This is a genomic window from Caloranaerobacter sp. TR13, assembly GCF_001316435.1.
In the GTDB taxonomy this organism is placed as follows: Bacteria; Bacillota; Clostridia; order Tissierellales; family Thermohalobacteraceae; genus Caloranaerobacter.
On record NZ_JXLL01000002.1, the window covers coordinates 194,587 to 211,686 of the forward strand.

At 26.9% G+C, this 17,100-nt stretch carries 18 protein-coding genes and 1 pseudogene; 13 read left to right on the forward strand and 6 right to left on the reverse strand.

Annotated features, from left to right (window positions below; translation table 11 throughout):
- Positions 1-134: 134 nt before the first annotated feature.
- Complete coding sequence (locus tag TR13x_RS03965) at positions 135-677, forward strand: phosphatase PAP2 family protein (RefSeq protein WP_054870604.1); 543 nt, start codon at positions 135-137, stop codon at positions 675-677.
- 236 nt (positions 678-913) lie between these two features.
- Positions 914-1,576: a TMEM165/GDT1 family protein gene (locus TR13x_RS03970; protein WP_054870605.1), complete on the forward strand. Its 663-nt coding sequence runs from the start codon at positions 914-916 to the stop codon at positions 1,574-1,576.
- Positions 1,577-1,608: 32 nt separating this feature from the next.
- Here TR13x_RS03970 and TR13x_RS11130 read toward each other — a convergent pair whose 3' ends face one another.
- Positions 1,609-1,746, reverse strand: coding sequence for a hypothetical protein (locus TR13x_RS11130; RefSeq protein ID WP_161802926.1), 138 nt, complete (start codon positions 1,744-1,746; stop codon positions 1,609-1,611).
- Between the two features lie 172 nt (positions 1,747-1,918).
- Between TR13x_RS11130 and TR13x_RS03975 the strand changes: the two genes are divergently transcribed.
- The 4 genes from TR13x_RS03975 to TR13x_RS03990 are packed head-to-tail and all read left to right on the forward strand — an operon-like array spanning position 1,919 to position 6,875.
- Positions 1,919-3,895: a hypothetical protein gene (locus TR13x_RS03975; RefSeq protein WP_054870606.1), complete on the forward strand. Its 1,977-nt coding sequence runs from the start codon at positions 1,919-1,921 to the stop codon at positions 3,893-3,895.
- Positions 3,895-4,821, forward strand: a complete 927-nt coding sequence (locus TR13x_RS03980; RefSeq protein ID WP_054870607.1) for an ABC transporter ATP-binding protein — start codon at positions 3,895-3,897, stop codon at positions 4,819-4,821. Before TR13x_RS03975 ends, TR13x_RS03980 begins: the two co-directional genes overlap by 1 nt.
- The gene (locus TR13x_RS03985; RefSeq protein ID WP_054870608.1) at positions 4,818-5,660 is read left to right on the forward strand and encodes an ABC transporter permease; all 843 of its coding nucleotides are present in this window, start codon (positions 4,818-4,820) and stop codon (positions 5,658-5,660) included. Before TR13x_RS03980 ends, TR13x_RS03985 begins: the two co-directional genes overlap by 4 nt.
- Positions 5,661-5,711: 51 nt before the next feature.
- Complete coding sequence (locus TR13x_RS03990; RefSeq protein ID WP_054870609.1) at positions 5,712-6,875, forward strand: M28 family metallopeptidase; 1,164 nt, start codon at positions 5,712-5,714, stop codon at positions 6,873-6,875.
- Positions 6,876-7,165: 290 nt separating this feature from the next.
- Here the strand turns inward: TR13x_RS03990 and TR13x_RS03995 are convergent, their stop codons facing one another.
- The 5 genes and pseudogenes from TR13x_RS03995 to TR13x_RS04010 all read right to left on the reverse strand — a co-directional run bounded on the left by TR13x_RS03995 (position 7,166) and on the right by TR13x_RS04010 (position 9,356).
- On the reverse strand, positions 7,166-7,369 hold the full coding sequence (locus tag TR13x_RS03995; RefSeq protein ID WP_054870610.1) for a thioredoxin family protein: 204 nt from the start codon (positions 7,367-7,369) through the stop codon (positions 7,166-7,168).
- Positions 7,370-7,464: 95 nt separating this feature from the next.
- Positions 7,465-7,656, reverse strand: coding sequence for a thioredoxin family protein (locus TR13x_RS10910; protein ID WP_082394778.1), 192 nt, complete (start codon positions 7,654-7,656; stop codon positions 7,465-7,467).
- Between the two features lie 65 nt (positions 7,657-7,721).
- The gene (locus tag TR13x_RS04000; protein WP_054870611.1) at positions 7,722-7,961 is read right to left on the reverse strand and encodes a thioredoxin family protein; all 240 of its coding nucleotides are present in this window, start codon (positions 7,959-7,961) and stop codon (positions 7,722-7,724) included.
- Positions 7,962-8,048: 87 nt separating this feature from the next.
- A pseudogene (locus tag TR13x_RS04005) lies at positions 8,049-8,957 on the reverse strand (permease).
- A 75-nt stretch (positions 8,958-9,032) separates the two neighbouring features.
- Entirely contained in the window at positions 9,033-9,356 is a 324-nt protein-coding gene (locus tag TR13x_RS04010) for a metalloregulator ArsR/SmtB family transcription factor (protein ID WP_054870612.1), read from the reverse strand.
- Between the two features lie 171 nt (positions 9,357-9,527).
- Here TR13x_RS04010 and TR13x_RS04015 point away from each other — a divergent pair, with 171 nt between their 5' ends.
- From TR13x_RS04015 to TR13x_RS04045, 7 genes are all read left to right on the forward strand, one after another.
- The gene (locus tag TR13x_RS04015; RefSeq protein ID WP_054870613.1) at positions 9,528-9,932 is read left to right on the forward strand and encodes a (deoxy)nucleoside triphosphate pyrophosphohydrolase; all 405 of its coding nucleotides are present in this window, start codon (positions 9,528-9,530) and stop codon (positions 9,930-9,932) included.
- A gap of 74 nt (positions 9,933-10,006) precedes the next feature.
- Entirely contained in the window at positions 10,007-11,110 is a 1,104-nt protein-coding gene (locus tag TR13x_RS04020; protein WP_054870614.1) for a DNA repair exonuclease, read from the forward strand.
- Complete coding sequence (locus TR13x_RS04025; RefSeq protein ID WP_054870615.1) at positions 11,110-13,857, forward strand: AAA family ATPase; 2,748 nt, start codon at positions 11,110-11,112, stop codon at positions 13,855-13,857. The genes TR13x_RS04020 and TR13x_RS04025 overlap by 1 nt, the downstream gene beginning before the upstream one ends.
- A gap of 102 nt (positions 13,858-13,959) precedes the next feature.
- Positions 13,960-14,646 (forward strand): metallophosphoesterase, encoded by a 687-nt coding sequence (locus tag TR13x_RS04030; protein WP_082394779.1) that lies wholly within the window; start codon positions 13,960-13,962, stop codon positions 14,644-14,646.
- Positions 14,647-14,664: 18 nt separating this feature from the next.
- Positions 14,665-15,537 (forward strand): DMT family transporter, encoded by an 873-nt coding sequence (locus TR13x_RS04035; protein ID WP_054870616.1) that lies wholly within the window; start codon positions 14,665-14,667, stop codon positions 15,535-15,537.
- A 43-nt stretch (positions 15,538-15,580) separates the two neighbouring features.
- Positions 15,581-16,132 (forward strand): class IV adenylate cyclase, encoded by a 552-nt coding sequence (locus TR13x_RS04040; protein WP_054870617.1) that lies wholly within the window; start codon positions 15,581-15,583, stop codon positions 16,130-16,132.
- 236 nt (positions 16,133-16,368) lie between these two features.
- The gene (locus TR13x_RS04045; protein WP_054870618.1) at positions 16,369-17,067 is read left to right on the forward strand and encodes a hypothetical protein; all 699 of its coding nucleotides are present in this window, start codon (positions 16,369-16,371) and stop codon (positions 17,065-17,067) included.
- Positions 17,068-17,100: the final 33 nt, after the last annotated feature.

Sequence of the window (17,100 nt, forward strand, 5' to 3'; positions counted from 1 at the left end):
AGCATATGCTAGAGATATTTTTTAGCAAGAAAAATAGTGGGTAATAATATTATATATAAAAAGCTATTCATTGTTTTTTTTAGTCGATTATTGTAAAATAGAATTAAGTACATTATAATTAAAGGATGATTTGAATGAATAAAGTTGTAAATTTTGTTAATAGAGGAGATATAAAGTTATTTTATATTATAAATGATAAAATAAAGTGTAATTTTCTTGATAAAATCATACCTTTACTGACTAATTTAGGAGGCGCTATAACAACTATATTAACTTGTTTTATTTTAATATATTTTGGAAATGATGAAGTCAAAATAGTTGGTTATAAATCATTAGCTGCTCTTAGTACGAGTCATATTATGGTACATTTTTTGAAGAAAATATTTACTAGAGAGAGACCTTTTATTAAGTTAGAGAAAATTAATACCTTTAAAAATAAACTTTTTGATTATTCATTTCCTTCTGGACATACAACAGCAATATTTTCAATATGTGTAACTTTAGCATTAAATTTCTCAGTTTTTACAATGTTCTTTATAGCTATAGCATTTGTCGTAGGTTTATCTAGAGTTTATATGGGAGTACATTATCCATCTGATGTTCTGGTTGGAATGGTTATAGGTACAATTTTTGCGGTAACTAATAATGTATTTATAGACATGCTTATTTTTGCTTAATTATGTTGAAAAGTTAGATTTTAGCTAAAAGGGAGTAGCTGCGAAATATTCGCAAATAGAATCAACATACTGGTATTATACCTGGTTCTATTTACTTTAGAATTATCCTAAAGGAGCGAGACTTTTAGCTTAGTAAAATTTCCTTTTGGGAGTTGTACTAAGCTAATAGTTTCGCTTTTTTCATGGATAAAAAATATTAAATTTACAATTAATAAATATATGAGGAGGTAATGAACATGATAACAGAATTTATAAGGGCTTTATTTTTAATTTTTATGGCTGAGATGGGTGACAAAACACAAATCTTAGCAATGTCATTTGCTACACAGTTTAGTGTTGAAAGTGTGCTATTGGGCGTGTTCATAGGTTCATTTTTAAATCATGGTTTAGCTGTAATATTAGGCACATATTTATCTAGTATAATACCAGTAAATTTTATTCAAGTTCTAGCAGGGTTTTTATTTGTAGGATTCGCATTATGGACTTTATATGATGAAGATGAAGAAGATGAAAGTAGTAAAAAAAGCAGGTTTGGTCCAGTTTTGACTGTGGCTTTAGCATTTTTTATTGGTGAACTAGGAGACAAGACACAGCTCACAGCTATTACTTTATCGATAGATGCAAGATATCCATTTTTTATATTGTTAGGAACAGTAACTGGTATGGTTTTAACCAGTGTGTTAGGAATTTACGTTGGTAGTAAATTAGGGGATAAAATTCCAGAATTTACATTAAGAATAGTTTCAGCGGCTATTTTCATGTTTTTTGGGGTGTCAAAGTTATATTCAACATTACCTGAAAATTTCATAACTCTATCCAATGTTTTGATATTTTTATTATTAATAACAACTAGTACATATATGATTTTAAAAAAATCTTTAAGGAAAAGAAAAAATTGAGGGATATTTGTCCCTCAATAATCTAAATTTTTTTATCTTTTATTTAAAATACATCCGAAACCACGGAAGCAGAAAAAGAAAATGATAAATATGAAGAAGAAACCTCCTCCACCAAAGAAGAATTGGCTTTTAGGCTTGGAGCTATCTACTACAGAAATATTATTATCCATATATAAACCTCCCCATATCGGATATTTACTATCCTTTTCAATATATAATATGAGGAAATTCTGATTACGTTACTATTTCATTCCAATAATTAGTAAACATCTTTTTTCTAATAAATGATATAATATGTTTAATATACTAGAGTGGAACTTATTTTTTATTGGAGGGGGATGCATGAATAAATTACAATTTATTATAAAAAAGGTTTTATTATTTTTATTGATATTACATATAACATTTAGTTCATATATATCTTTTGCTACTTCAGAACTTAATGTAGATGTTAATATTGGCTTTAATGGATATATTAAAGCGGAAAAATCTGTTCCAATTAATATAACTATACAAAACAATTATAAAGATATAGATGGCAAGATACAGGTTTTAATTGATGAAATGCAAGGGCCTAAAAAACTGTATAAAGCTTATACAAAAGAGATTCAAATATTAAAAGGTCAAACTAAAACTGTTACAATAGGAGCATTGTTTGATTTTAACAGTTCAGATGTATTGGTTAGAATTGTAGATAATGATGAAAATATTATTTGGCAAGATACAGTATATACAACAGTTAAAAAACAATACTCTTTAACTATGGGGATCTTGAGTGAAAATGTTAAAAGTTTAGAGTATTTGAGTTTGGTTTATATTGAACAAAATGAAAAAACAAAATCATTTTTTGATGTTGTGGATATAGATGGTTATATTCCAAATGAAGATTATTTGTTAGAAACTTTTGATGTAATTGTAATAAATAATTTTGATATAGAAAAAATGACTTCTAAACAAATGTCTGTTATAGATAAATGGGTAAAAAAAGGAGGAGTATTATTAGTTGGTACTGGAGAAAACTTTAGTAAAACCCTTAAGGGTTTTAAAAGATTAGGCTTGGTTGATGTAGAAAATATAAGTGATATAGAAAATAATGCTAAGAATATTTATTTAGATAAAAATTTAGAAAAAAATAAAGAAAAACTTTTTGTAGTTAACAAAGAATACGGAAGAGGTCATATATATGTTATGCCTTTTAATTTAGGTGAAAGCCCGTTTGCTAATTGGAATCATAAGGTAGAGTTTATCAGCAAAACTTTAGAAGAACATTTTGGATTATTTGGTGAAAAAAAATTTATTGCTAGGCCGCCGATGTTTTTCATGTCAGGGGATATAGTTGAACGTATTCCAAAAAGTAGAGTACCTTCTGTTAAAGCTGTTTTTATTTTACTATTATTTTTTATTTTATTAGTTGGACCGATAAATTATATTCTACTTAAAAAGTACGATAAAAGAGAGTTAGGCTTTATAACAATACCTGTGATAGTTTTAGTTTTTTTAGTGTTAATTTATTCAATAGGTACAACTACGAGTTCTAAGAAACCCATAGTTAACAGCGTATCGATTATTGAGCTTATACCAAACACGGAATTGGCTGAAATTAATACTTTAATGGGTGTTATGAGTTTTAAAAATGAAGATGTAATGGTTAGTTTAGATAAAGATGTGAATTATAGTGATTCAAAAAATTCCTTTAGATATAATGCTGCTAATTATAAAAACGGAGAAATATTTGTTGAAAACTATATAGATAACCCAAAACATATAACCTTTTATAACAGAGGTATATGGGATGTAGAGATTTTCAATTTAAGAAAAGATATAAATTTAGATAAATTCATAAAAATTGATATTAATATGATTCAAAACCAAATAAAAGCAGAAGTTAGTAATCTATCTTCAAATGTTTTAGAAGATGCAGTCTTAGTTTATGGTACAAATAAATTTATTAAATTAGGCGATATAAAAGGTGGTCAAATTAAAACAGTTGACATTGATTTGAATAAATTTAATACTATTTATAAAAATGATATAGGTTATTATAAATTACTAGATTTACTGTTCCCAGCTAAGACAGTAGAAGAAGATGAAGATATATTAAATAATTATGTAAAAAGAAGTATTTTACAAGAATATTTTGAAAGGGAATATAATATTTCTGAAGAAAGTAAATTGCTTTTAATTGCATGGAGTAGAGAAAATATATATAAGAAGTTAAGTGTTAATGGGAAAAATACATATATAATAAGTAGAAACTTGATAGTTGCTCCAATAAAAATAAAGCTTCCCGATTTCTCATCAGAGGAGGGGAATAAATAATGTTAAAAATAGAGAATTTAACTAAAAAATTTGGTAAAACCAAAGCTGTTGACAGTATTTCTTTAGAAATAAAGAAGGGAGATATATTTGGATTTGTTGGACCTAACGGTGCTGGAAAAACTACTACCTTGAAAATGATAGCTACTTTACTAAAACCTACTTCAGGAGACATTCATATTGATGGAACAAGTATATATGAGAATGTAAGAGAAACAAGAAGTAAAATTGGATATATGCCAGATTTTTTTGGAGTGTATGATAATTTAAAAGTTGTAGAATATCTTGAATTTTATAGTGATGTAGCTGGAATACAAAAATCAGAAATTAACAAAAGAATAGATGAAATGCTAGAACTTGTGGATTTAACTGATAAGAAAGATGAATATGTTGATAATTTATCTAGGGGTATGAAACAGAGATTATGTCTAGCAAGAAGTCTTATTCATAATCCTAAGCTTTTAATATTAGATGAGCCCGCTTCAGGGTTAGATCCTAGGGCTAGAGTTCATATGAAAGAAATTTTAAAAGAATTGAAGAATAGAGGAAAGACAATAATAATTAGTTCACATATACTACCTGAATTATCAGAGTTATGTACAAGTCTTTGTGTTATGGAACAGGGGAAAATAGTTATTAGTGGTACTTTTGATGAAATAATGAATAGGGTAGAGGGAAGAAAAACTATTAAGATAAAGGTTTTAGAATCTGTAGATGAAGCAATCACTTTCTTAAGTGAAGAAACTTTAGTTTCTTCAATAAAAAATTCAGGAAATGAAATAGAATTTGCTTTTAACGGTAATGAGAAAGATATGGCTAATATTTTGAAAAAGCTCGTGACTAGACATATACCTGTTGTTTATTTTAAGCAGGAAGAATTGAACTTAGAAGAAGTGTTTATGAAGGTCACAAAAGGGGGAGAACTATGATTAATCCTGTTTTGAAAAAAGAAATTAAAACTAAAATGCGAACTTGGAAGACACCAGCTTTGATAACACTATATTTAATGATTTTAAGTTTTTTTATGTTTTTCGCTTTTATCGAAGCTGTTAACGGAAATATATATAGAGGTTTTAGACCTCAATTTTTAAAAGAAACTTATATAATTATTACGATTATACAATTAATATTAATAACCTTTATAGTGCCTGCTACAACAGCAAGCAGTATATCAGGAGAAAAACAGAGAAAGACATTTGATATTTTATTATGTACTAGATTATCAAGTTTATCTATCGTTGTAGGTAAGTTGGCTGCTTCATTAGTTCAATTATTTTTATTATTGTTAGTTTCACTTCCTGTATTAAGTATACTATTTTTATTTGGCGGAATTTCCCCGGGAAATATTTTAGCCCTTTTTGGATTTTTTGTCGTAACATCTATTTTATTCGGAAGTATAGGTTTGTTTACTTCTGCATATTTTAGAAAAGTAGCTACATCTACTATAGTAAGCTACTTAATTGCTTTATTCTTAGTATTAGGAACTATAATTCTGACAGTATTCTTTTATGAAGTATTTGACGTAAATTATAATTCTGAAACTATTTTCAATATATTGTTATATTCGAATCCATTTTCAGGGCTAAGTTCAATATTATCTTATCAATTAGGAAATAAAATGCTTATGTTAGGTAGCCTATTAGGTAATCCCACTAAGTCGGTTTTAATGCCATTATATATTAATATAGTTTTTGATATTGTAATTTCTGTTTTGTTGATTATGTTTACTTCATTAAAGATAAATCCATTGAGCAGGATTAATAAATAACTTGTCGAATAGAAAAAATGTAATTGTTATGGAAAAAGGGGGAGGGGAAGGATGTATAGTTATAATTATTTAAAGAAATTATGTAAATTTCCACATCGTGGTAGTTGCTCTGACAATGAGAGTAAAGCAGGAGAATGTATTTATGAAGAAATGAGTAGGCTGGGGCTTAAAAATGTTGTTTTACAAAGATTTAAGTCACCAAAGGATTGTATGTATACATTTCCTATACAGTTTGGAATTCTTATAGTTTTAGCAGGGATAATGTTATTATTACAAGTTAATCCATTGTATTTATCTATATTTTTAATCCTTCCTATACTTATGATTTATTTAGAAGTTACAGGTTCATTAAGAGAAATTAATTTCTTTCCTAAATATGATTCTCAGAATATAATTGTTTTTGATGAGTTTAAGAAAGGAAATTCGACTATAGTCATATCAGGTCATTATGATACACAAAAAGGAAGTTTATTGTTTGCTCCTAGTTTTCAAAAATATATACAGACATATTTCAATTTTTCATATTTAAGTTTTGCACTTATAATAGTTTCTGTTATTTTTAGTAATTTCATAGTAAGTCCAACTATTTATATTTTAGATACAATAGGGATTGTCCTATCTTTACTATCTATCACTTTTCTCATATATTCAAATGTGACTGGTAGATACATAAATGGAGCAAATGATAACGGAACTGGAACAGCTTTAACTATGGCTTTAGCCAAGCATTATAAAAATGGAGAGTTTAATGATTATAAAGATGTTAATTTTATATTCTTATTGACTGGTTGCGAAGAAGTGGGTTCAAAGGGTATGAAAGCTTTCTTAAGAGAATATAAAGACAAATTAGATAAAGATAATACATATTTTATTGTTATAGACAATATAGGGAGTGGGAAAATTACTTATCTAGAAGGGGAAGGGATGATAGTATTTAAGGAGTATAATAAGCAGTTAAAATATATAGCGAATGAATTAAAAGATATATATGATATACAGAAATTTAAAAATCTGTTATTGCCTACTGATTCTCTTCCTGTACTGAACCAAGGGTTTAATACTATTAGTTTCTTAGGCAAAGATGAGTATGGTAATATGGAAAATTATCATTGGCATACAGATACTATTGATAAAATTGAAAAAGAACAGATGGATTATTGTGAAAAGTTTTTTATTGACTATATCAATTTAATACTTAAAAAAATCACAGGGTAAGATTGTTTTTCTTACCCTTAGCTTTTCGATAAGGTTATATTACTTAATGAATTGAAAAAAATAACGTTCATAGACAAATCTTTAGAGAAAACTAAGATTCATAATTTCGAAAAATCCTAACGCACCTAATCAAGACGTCCTATCTTGTAGGATGCTGGCTTAACGTCCTGTTAAGCCTACGGATTTTTCTGAAATTCTTCATCAAGTTTTCTTTGCTAAAGCTTTGTAATTATTCACTTTTATTTTTTTCAATCATTATAGTTTTATTTTGTTTACAGTTCATTATAATCCTATTTATAAGCTTCCAATAATTCCTTTACTTCATTATATGATGGATATCTTCCTTCTAATTTTATTTCACTATTTATCATTATGGCAGGTAGCTGAGTAACTCCTAACATGACTATTTGAGTTAAATTACTGATAATTTCTATCTTACAGTCAATATCTAATTCTTTTAATGCCGCATCAACGATGGGCGCAAGCTTACTCATGCTTGTGCTTCAGCATAAAGATTCTAATATCTTTATTTCCATAAAATACCTCCCTTGATTATTATAAAAGGACAAGAATTCCTTGTCCTCTAGTGCTAAAAATTTTCTATACTCTTAAGTACTTCAACTACTTCATCAACAGTTGGAATTTTGCCTTCAATTTTAATTTCACCATTAATCATTAATGTAGGAAGGTTAGTAATACCAGATTTAGCTATTTCAGGTAGATTGCTTATTAAATCAAAATCATAATCAAGATTTAGCTTATCCAATGCCGCATCAACGATGGGCCCTAATTTACTGCCACCTCAACAAACCATTTCAAATATCTTAATATCCATTTTCATTCCTCCTATAAATATTTTTGAATAAAGTCTTTAATTTCATTTTTAGATGGTACTCTACCAGAAACTACAACTTTGTTGTTTATTACAAGTCCTGGAGTTTTCATAATTCCATAGCTTAAGATATCTTTAAATTCAGTAACCTTTTTTATTTCAGCCTCTATACCTAATTCATTTACTACTTCATTAGTCAAATTATATAGCTTTTCACAATTTTTACAGCCAGCACCTAATATTTTGATAACCATATCTTCACCTCCTGTTCCCTATTTACTGTTCACTATCCTCTGTTCTCTGATTCTAGCACCCAGTACCCAGTACCAAGTACCCAGTACCTATAATATTATATTAAACAAATAACCTACTAATATTATAGAAATTCCTGTGATAGCCACAAAAATAGCAATTAATTTAGTTTTTATAACTTTTTTTAATAGTATCATTTCTGGTAAAGATAATGCAACTACAGACATCATAAAGGATAGAGCTGTACCTACTCCAACTCCTTTATTTATAAGTGCTTCAACGATAGGAATGGTACCAACAGCACTTGAATAAAGAGGTATTCCTAGAACTACGGCTACAAATACAGCAAATGGATTATTAGGTCCTGCATATCTAACCAAATAGTTAGAAGGTGCATAGCCGTGTATAGCAGCTCCTATACCAATACCTATTAATATAAAAATCCAAACTCTTTTAACAATATCCTTTACAGCATTTAATGAGAAAATTATTCGTGATTTAAAATTCATTTCTTCAACTTCAGATTCACCCATATGAATTTGATAAACATATTCTTCTACTAAATGCTCTAAATGTAATTTTTCGATAATTATACCGGCCATTATACCTATAATCATACCTGCTACGGTATAAAGGATAGCTATTTTAATGCCAAAAGAGATAAATAAAAATCCTAGTGCTATTTCATTAACAATAGGTGAAGTTACTAAAAAAGTAAAAGTAACACCTAGTGGAATGCCCGATTCCACAAATCCGATAAAAATCGGAACCGTACTGCAACTTCAGAATGGAGATAATACCCCTAATACAGAAGCCACAATGTGTGCCCAAACACCATTAAATTTTGATAAAACTTTTTTTACTTTTTCTGGTGGGAAGAAACTTCTAATAAAAGATATAATAAATATCATGAAGCTTAATAAAATTATAATTTTCAAGCTATCATATATAAAAAAGTTTACTGCATCAGCAAAAGAATCACCAGCTCTTAAAGACATACTTAATTTGCTTAGTAGCCAGTTAGTGAAGTTTACCAAATAAGGTGTAATAATGTCTGCTATAAATTTTAGCAACTATATTCCTCCCTTCTTTAGGTGTTCCTGTGTTTCATTAAGTTGTCTTATTAATATTGCTCGGACTTTATTTATAATATCAAAGACTTCTGTATCTTTAACTTTATACATTATATTTGTACCTTCTCTTCTACTTATTAAAATACCCTGATCTTTTAAAATTCTTAGATGTTGTGAAACATTTGATTGTTCTAAATCCAAAGCTTCAAAAATTTTACATACACATAATTCATCTTCTCTTAGAATTTCAAGTATTTTTAGTCTTGTAGGATGAGAGAGTGCCTTCAAATAAGAGGCTGTAAGCTTAAATACAATTTCATTCATATTGTCACTACCTTTCTTGAAACTTTTAACAAATTATAATATTATAAAATTCTAATATACTCAATTAAATTATATATTTTTGTTAGTTAAAATGCAATAGTTATTATTGTTTAATAGAATATTAATAATACTTCATGGTTAATATATAGAAAAAAGTGAGAGGGAGAGACTATGGATATTATAATTGTAACAGCTGGTATAATAATAAAAGGAGAAGAAATACTTATAGCTCAAAGGAGGGATTTAGGTAAAGAGAAATTCAAATGGGAGTTTCCTGGTGGTAAATTAGAAAATGATGAAATGCCACAAGAGGGGCTTAAAAGGGAGATAAAAGAAGAATTAGATATAACTATTGAAGTTGATGATATTTTTGAGGTTGTTTATCATAAAGATGATGAGAAAAAAATTTTACTACTATGCTATTTAGCAAGATATATTACAGGCACACCAAAAACATTAGAATGTAATAATTTCAGATGGGTTAAAATGAAAAATTTAAAGAAATATGACTTCTCGGAAGCTGATAAAAAAGTATTAGAAAAATTATTACTAAAGGGCTTACCTATTCAAAGGTAAGTTTTTTTCATTGATTAAAGCAGGAAAAGAGGTACCTTTTGGCGAATATACGTTCTATTATGGAGGTGGATTTTTTGAAAATAAGATGCATACACACAGGTGATCTACATATAGGAATGGAATTTAAAAATGCTAGTTTTGATAAAGAATATGCACAGAAGCGAAGAATGGAAATATGGGAAACATTTAATAAGATAATAGATAGAGCGAAAGAAACTGAAACAGATATATTACTAATTGCTGGGGACTTGTTTGAAGAAGATTACTGCAGTCTAGGAGACATTAAGAGAATAAATTTAAGATTTAAAGACATTAAGAATACTAAAGTTGTAATTTCATCAGGAAACCACGATATTTTAGGGAAAAGGTCATTATATAAATTGATTGAATGGTCAGATAATGTATATATTTTTGATACAGGAAAAATTAATAAAATTGAATTTAGAGATCTAAATACAGTAGTATGGGGGCTAAGTTGGGATGAAAAAGAGATAAGAGAAAACATATTGAAAGATTTTAGTGTTGATAATAGAGAGCTAATAAATATTTTGCTAGTTCATGGCGATGTTTTTAATAAAAACTCTGAATACTTACCTTTGGATAAAGAATCTTTAATAAAGTCAAGATTTGATTATATAGCATTAGGACATATACACAAGCCACAGATTATAGATAATAAGATTTATTATTGCGGAAGTCCAGAGCCTTTAGATTTTGGTGAAACCGGAGAACATGGAATAATTGAGGGGTTTATTTCAAAAGAAAATGTAGATATGAAGTTTATTCCATTTAGTAAAAGAAGTTTTAAAATAAAAACTTTAGAGATTAAAGAGACTATGGGCTTGACTGAAATAATGGATAAGATAATAGATGTAGATGATAAAGAGAGTAGAAAAAAGAATATGTATAGAGTAATATTAAAAGGTGTAAGAGATAGACATATTAATATTGATTTATATGAAATAAAGGAGAACCTAAAAAATGAATTCTTTTATTTGGAAATGATAGATAAAACAAATCCAGATTATGATATTGATAGAATATACAAAGAAAATAAGGATAATATTATTGGTTATTTTATTGAAAGTATGAAAAGAGAAGGATTAGAAAATAAAGTAGTTAAAGAGGCACTATATGTAGGACTTGAAGCATTACTTGATGAGAAGGTGAAGATTTAATGATTATTCGTGAGCTTATACTAAATTCATTTGGAAAGTTTAAAAATAAAAGTATAAATTTTACTGAAGGTATAAATATAGTATTTGGTAAAAATGAATCTGGTAAGACAACTATTCATAAATTTATTGAAGGTATGTTTTATGGTTTCTTTAAGCCATATACAAAGAGAAAAAATTATACAGAAGACTATAATAAGTATTTCCCTTGGAATGATAGTGAGTTTTATGGAATTTTGAAATATTCATGTGATGGAGTGCTTTATCGAGTAGAAAGGAATTTTTTAAAAGGCAAAGAAGAGGTAAAAATCTTTGATGACGAAACAGGCGAGGACTTGACTTATCTATTTGAGTATGATAATGCAAAAAGGCTCCATATTCCTGCATCATTACATATTGGACTAAACAATGTTGTCTACAACAATACTATAAGTATTAAACAAATGCAGAATAAAACAGACAAGCATTTAGCTAAAGAAATAAAGGATTCTCTTATAAATCTAGGTGGAAGTCTTGATGAAGATATTTCAGTAAAAAAAGTAATTGATAAATTAGATAAAAAAATAAATGATATAGGAACTAAAGCAAGAGTAAAAACATCACCTTATGGTAAGCTTATAGAAGAATTAGATAGATTATATAAAGAAAGAAGAAAAGCAGCAAATGTTTTAGAAGAAATAAGAGAGTATCAAATTCAGTTAAATTCCATTAAAGAAGAGATTGAAAAACTTATATCAAATAAAGAAGAGCTTGAAAATGATATTGAAAAAGTAAAAACATATAAAGCAAGAGAAAGATACAATGATGCAGTTAAGCTAATTGAACAAATAAATAGGTTAAATGAAGAAATAAAAAGATTAAAAGATTACAGTATAATAAATCCTGATGATTTTACGGAAGCAGTTAAGCTAAAAAATAGTATAGAGGAAATAAATATTAGTTTAAATAAATTAGATAATAAAAAGAAAAAGCTAATAGAAGTTATCAATGATATAAGCGATAAAAGTGATAAATTTAGTAATTTTGAATCAGTAAAAGACATAGATGAAATTGATAATATTTTAAGTGATTTTTTCGTTTTACAAGGCAAGCGTGAAAAATTAATAGAGATTAATAATAAAATATTAGATGTCTCAAATATGAAAGAAACAGTAGAAGCTACTAATATCGATGAAATGGAAGAAGATTTGTATAGAGTTGAGGAATTAGAAGATGAAAAAAACAGTATTAAATACAATAGTGAATATAGCAAACTTGGATTTCTTAGATTAAGATTAGAGGAAAAAGAAAAGCAATTAAATAAATTAAAAACTTACAAAGTTTTTTCGATAATAGGTATTTTACTATCTTTACCTTTAGGTTTTTATATAAAACCGATATTTTTTATAGCATTGTTAATACCTTTAATGTTCCTTATATTTACGTTAATTAAACATAAAGAGCTAAACAGTTATTTAAATAGTATTAAAGCTAATATAGTTGATATAGAAAAGAGGGAGCAAGAGAGAGAATACGGCATTAATATAATTGATAAGGAAATAAAAGATATATTAAATAAATATAACTTAAGCAATAAATTTGATTTAAAGAAGTTAATATCAAATAGTACAAAGGGAGCAGTATCAATTAAGGACAAAGAAAATTTACTTAAAGAACTTAAGTCACAAAAGTTAATTTTAGAATCAGAAATTGATAAATTGAGAAGCACTATAGAAAGATACCTTGCTCAAATTGGTTTTGCTTATGAAATAAATCTTGATAATATCAAAAAGTTGAAAAAAGAGTTTCTAGATTATCTTGAATATAAGAAACATTCTCTTTTAGTAAATGAGGATATAAAAATAGTGAATAAGGAGATAAATGAATTAAAAAATAGAATTAAAGAATTTAGCTTACAGTTAAATGAAAAATTTGAAAAAAATAAAGTTAAAGATATAGAAGAATTTAAGGTTGCATTAGAAAAGAAAGCGGAATTTGAAAAAATTACGCAGGAATTAGAAAGTAAAAAGAGTCTATTAAATAGCGTTTTAGGAGATAATAACTTGCAATATTTAAAGAAAAAGGCAGAACTTGATTTAAATTTTGATATTTCAAAAATAGAAAATAAAGATATTAAAAAGTTAGAGGGAGATGTAAAAATAATTACACAACAAATAGCAGCTAAAAAGGAACAAGTTGCTAGATTAGAAGAAAAAATAAAAGGATTAACATTGTCAGTAAGACCAATGGTCGATATAGATGAAGAGATAGATAGAAAAACGAAGCTTAAAAAACATTATGAAGAAAAACTTGAAGCTTTAGAGCTGGCTAGAAATACTATAGAAAGGATATCTAGGGAAATACATAAAGATTTTGCACCTAAATTAAATAAAAAAGTAGGAGAAATAATATCAAATGTAACTCAAGGCAGATATAGAGATGTTAAAGTAACTGAAGAACTTAATATAATAGTAGTTGACCCAATAAGTAAAAGATTAGTCGATATTGAAAACTTAAGTGGGGGAACTATAGATCAGTTATTTTTTGCTACAAGGTTTGGTATAATAGACATTATTAAAGGAGATAAAAGATTACCTTTAATATTAGATGATTGTTTTATACAATATGATAATGACAGGCTTAAAAATATTTTGAAATTTTTAGCTAAAGAGAGTTTAAACAGACAGATTATATTATTTACTTGTCATACAAGAGAAAAAGATATTTTTGATGAATTAAAAGCTAACTATAATTATATTGATATTAATTAATGTTAAGCATTTAAAGTACAACTTTAACCTTTATAAAACTGAGAAATTCAACGCTTATAACTTAAAGTTAAAGTTTAATATTAACTAGTTGAGGTGAATATCGTGAGTATATATGGAATATCAGATTTGCATTTAGACTTTTCTGGCGAAAAACCAATGGACATTTTTGGAGATAATTGGATAGATCATGAAGTGAAAATATTTCAAAACTGGAAGCAAATTGTTAATGAAGAGGATTTGGTATTAGTACCTGGCGATGTTAGTTGGGCTATGAAGCTTGATGATGCATATACAGATTTATTAAAAATTGATCAATTGCCTGGTATTAAAGTTATAACTAAGGGAAATCATGACTATTGGTGGGGTACAAAATCTAAATTGAAAGCACTAAAGTTTAACACAATTCATTTTTTGCAAAATGATTATTTTTTATATAAAAATATAGCAATCTGTGGGACTAGAGGATGGATTAGTAAAGATAATGATGAGTTTGGAGAAAAAGATGAAAAGATATTTAACAGGGAGTTAAATCGACTTAAGCTTTCATTAGAATCTATTAAAGAAGATGTAAAAGAGATTATTGTAATGCTTCACTATCCACCTTTTAATATTGATGGAAGTCCTAATGAATTTGTTGAAATAATGAGTAAGTATAATGTATCTACTTGTGTGTATGGACATCTACATGGAGAAGGGCATAAGTTTTCCGTTGAGGGTGAGATAGATAGTATAAAATTTCATTGCATCTCCTGTGATTTTATAGATTTTAGGCCAAAGAGATTATTGTAGCTTTTGAGGGGGACAAGTATGTTTTTATCTTATATAGCTTTGCTTGGGAGAGTTTTACTATTATCACTTGAGAGAATAGTTGTAAGGTTATTAGGTAATAACCAAAAAAATATTTATTCAAATGTAAGTGCAACATTTTTATTTTTTTTCATAGGTGCTTTGAGCTTATTACCTTTTAGTTTTTTTATAAATATAAACGATTTTGATTTTCTAATACCTTGCTATATAAGCAGTATACTTTATACAATAGGTGCTGTAGCTTATGTTACCTCATTATCTGTTGGAGAAGTATCTTTAGTTACACCAATTAATAGTCTAAATTCTTTATTTTTAATGATATTATCTTTTGTTTTTTTAAATGAGCAAATTACAATCGAAAAATTTGTAGGTATAGTTATTATAGTAACTGGACTTTCAATTTTAAAAAAGGAAGGAAATCCATTAAAATCGTTAAAGTATATAATTAACAATACAGCATGTAGGTTAATGTTTTTATATGTTTTTTTACAGTCAATGGGTAGAATATTAGACAAATATTTTTATGTTACAGTACATCCAGTTACTTATGCAACTGTATTGTACTTTTTTATATCTATAAATCTTCTTGTTTTTCTGTTAATTACAAAGAAAACAAAATATATAAAAGATGTGTTTAATGCTAAGAGAGGTATATCAATAATCAGTGGATGTATTAATGGTTTTTCTTATTTGTTTTTGTTAGTTGCTTTAAAGAATATAGAACTTAGTATAGCAGAGCCTATAACTCAAGTTTCTATGATTTTAACATTAATATTTACGTATATATTTTTTAAAGAAAATATTAAGGAGAAAATACCTGGTTCTATATTAATACTTATTGGTGGTTGGATTCTTTTAAGCAATATGAGTTAGCATATGCTTATTTAGAATATAAAGTTTGAAAGGGTTGATTGATATGGCTAAAGAATTGGAAGTAAAGGTACTCGATATAGATAAAGATGAAATTGAAGAAAGGTTAAAAGAAATAGGAGCAGAACTTATAAGTAGAGAATATCAAATTAATACAATTTTTGATACGGAAGATAGAGTTATAAAGAATAAGCAAAATGGATATCTTAGAATCAGAGAAAAAAGAGATTTAGACAAAGGTTTGGTTAGCTATATATTTACGTTAAAGAGAAATATTTCAAAAGATGGTGTTAGAGAAAATCTAGAAATAGAAACTAAAGTCGAAAAAAAAGAAGCACTTACAAAGATATTAGAGTCATTAAATTTAAAAATTGTACATGAGGGAACTAAGGAAAGAATTAAATATAAGTATGAGGATATTATTTTTGATATAGATACTTGGGATAAAGAAACATATCCATATACATATCTTGAGATAGAAGTTAAGCAAAAAGAAGATTTACAAAGAGCAATTAAACTACTTAACTTAGATGAAAATAAAGTTACAATAAAATCTTTAGCTGAGCTTAGAATGGAATTAGGGCTAAGCGATTTATAAGTGGCAAAGGGACGTTTTGATTGCCACTACCAACTAAAATAGAGAATATTAGTTTGATGAATAAAAATTGAAAGGTGGCTAACGCTACCTTCTTTTTTTGCAATTTAAAAAAAGTTGTTAAATTTCAAACAAAAATAGATATATTTGGAGGAATTTACTATTAAATGTAGAATATAAAAATACTATATGCATATAAAGGGAAGGATTGAAAAATTTGATTCTTAAAAGGTGATTTTATGAAAAAAAGTTATATTGTAATGGTAATTTTAATATTTATAATTATTTCTTCAATAGCATTTACTTTTAATAAAGATAAAAAAGATATTATAAAAATTGATGAACTAAGCTTTGAAAGCTTTGATTTAGGAAAGGTGTTAGCTTCAGTTGAAGGTAATGATGTTGATAAATCTAAGTATTGGATTGGAAACTTTACTATGCTTTTATCAAAGGATAAAACTATTAGAAGCATGAATATTACTGTATTTAAAAAAACAGTTTTTGGAGACAGAAAACTTATTATGCATTTAAATGAAAGAGAACAGAAATTGATTGTATGGGATAAGTTAATAAGAGGTGCAGAAAAAAATAAAGTGAGAAAAAGTAATTATTTTACTTTAGATGAGTTTGTACAATTAATATCTGTAATAAAAAAGCCAATCATAAATGATTTACAGAATAAAGATAGTTCATATTTACATGTGATACCAAGGTCATTTCTTGATATTGATAAAACTCAAAATGGTTATTTAGTAGATATAGTTGATAAAAAAATTATAGATGTGAAAGAAATGGTTGATGGTAAAAAGATAAAAGTAATAAAATCGAATAATGAAATAAAAGGGTATAGAATAAATGGTTTAAAAACAATTAGCGTATTTAGTTTGCCAGATGGGCACAAGATTTATTGTTTGGATGAAGTTGAAGGGGGATTTTAAATGTTAATTATTTTATTTTTAATTATTTTAATC

Excerpts from the sequence above, each read along its gene's own strand:
- TR13x_RS03970 (WP_054870605.1), top strand. The coding sequence starts at position 914 with ATGATAACAGAATTTATAAGGGCTTTATTTTTAATTTTTATGGCTGAG.
- TR13x_RS03990 (WP_054870609.1), top strand. The coding sequence starts at position 5,712 with ATGTATAGTTATAATTATTTAAAGAAATTATGTAAATTTCCACATCGT.
- TR13x_RS03985 (WP_054870608.1), top strand. The coding sequence starts at position 4,818 with ATGATTAATCCTGTTTTGAAAAAAGAAATTAAAACTAAAATGCGAACT.
- TR13x_RS04015 (WP_054870613.1), top strand. The coding sequence starts at position 9,528 with ATGGATATTATAATTGTAACAGCTGGTATAATAATAAAAGGAGAAGAA.
- TR13x_RS03980 (WP_054870607.1), top strand. The coding sequence starts at position 3,895 with ATGTTAAAAATAGAGAATTTAACTAAAAAATTTGGTAAAACCAAAGCT.
- TR13x_RS11130 (WP_161802926.1), bottom strand. The coding sequence starts at position 1,746 with ATGGATAATAATATTTCTGTAGTAGATAGCTCCAAGCCTAAAAGCCAA.
- TR13x_RS04025 (WP_054870615.1), top strand. The coding sequence starts at position 11,110 with ATGATTATTCGTGAGCTTATACTAAATTCATTTGGAAAGTTTAAAAAT.
- TR13x_RS04000 (WP_054870611.1), bottom strand. The coding sequence starts at position 7,961 with ATGGTTATCAAAATATTAGGTGCTGGCTGTAAAAATTGTGAAAAGCTA.
- TR13x_RS04010 (WP_054870612.1), bottom strand. The coding sequence starts at position 9,356 with ATGAATGAAATTGTATTTAAGCTTACAGCCTCTTATTTGAAGGCACTC.
- TR13x_RS03995 (WP_054870610.1), bottom strand. The coding sequence starts at position 7,369 with ATGAGTAAGCTTGCGCCCATCGTTGATGCGGCATTAAAAGAATTAGAT.
- TR13x_RS03965 (WP_054870604.1), top strand. The coding sequence starts at position 135 with ATGAATAAAGTTGTAAATTTTGTTAATAGAGGAGATATAAAGTTATTT.
- TR13x_RS04045 (WP_054870618.1), top strand. The coding sequence starts at position 16,369 with ATGAAAAAAAGTTATATTGTAATGGTAATTTTAATATTTATAATTATT.
- TR13x_RS03975 (WP_054870606.1), top strand. The coding sequence starts at position 1,919 with ATGAATAAATTACAATTTATTATAAAAAAGGTTTTATTATTTTTATTG.
- TR13x_RS04035 (WP_054870616.1), top strand. The coding sequence starts at position 14,665 with ATGTTTTTATCTTATATAGCTTTGCTTGGGAGAGTTTTACTATTATCA.
- TR13x_RS04040 (WP_054870617.1), top strand. The coding sequence starts at position 15,581 with ATGGCTAAAGAATTGGAAGTAAAGGTACTCGATATAGATAAAGATGAA.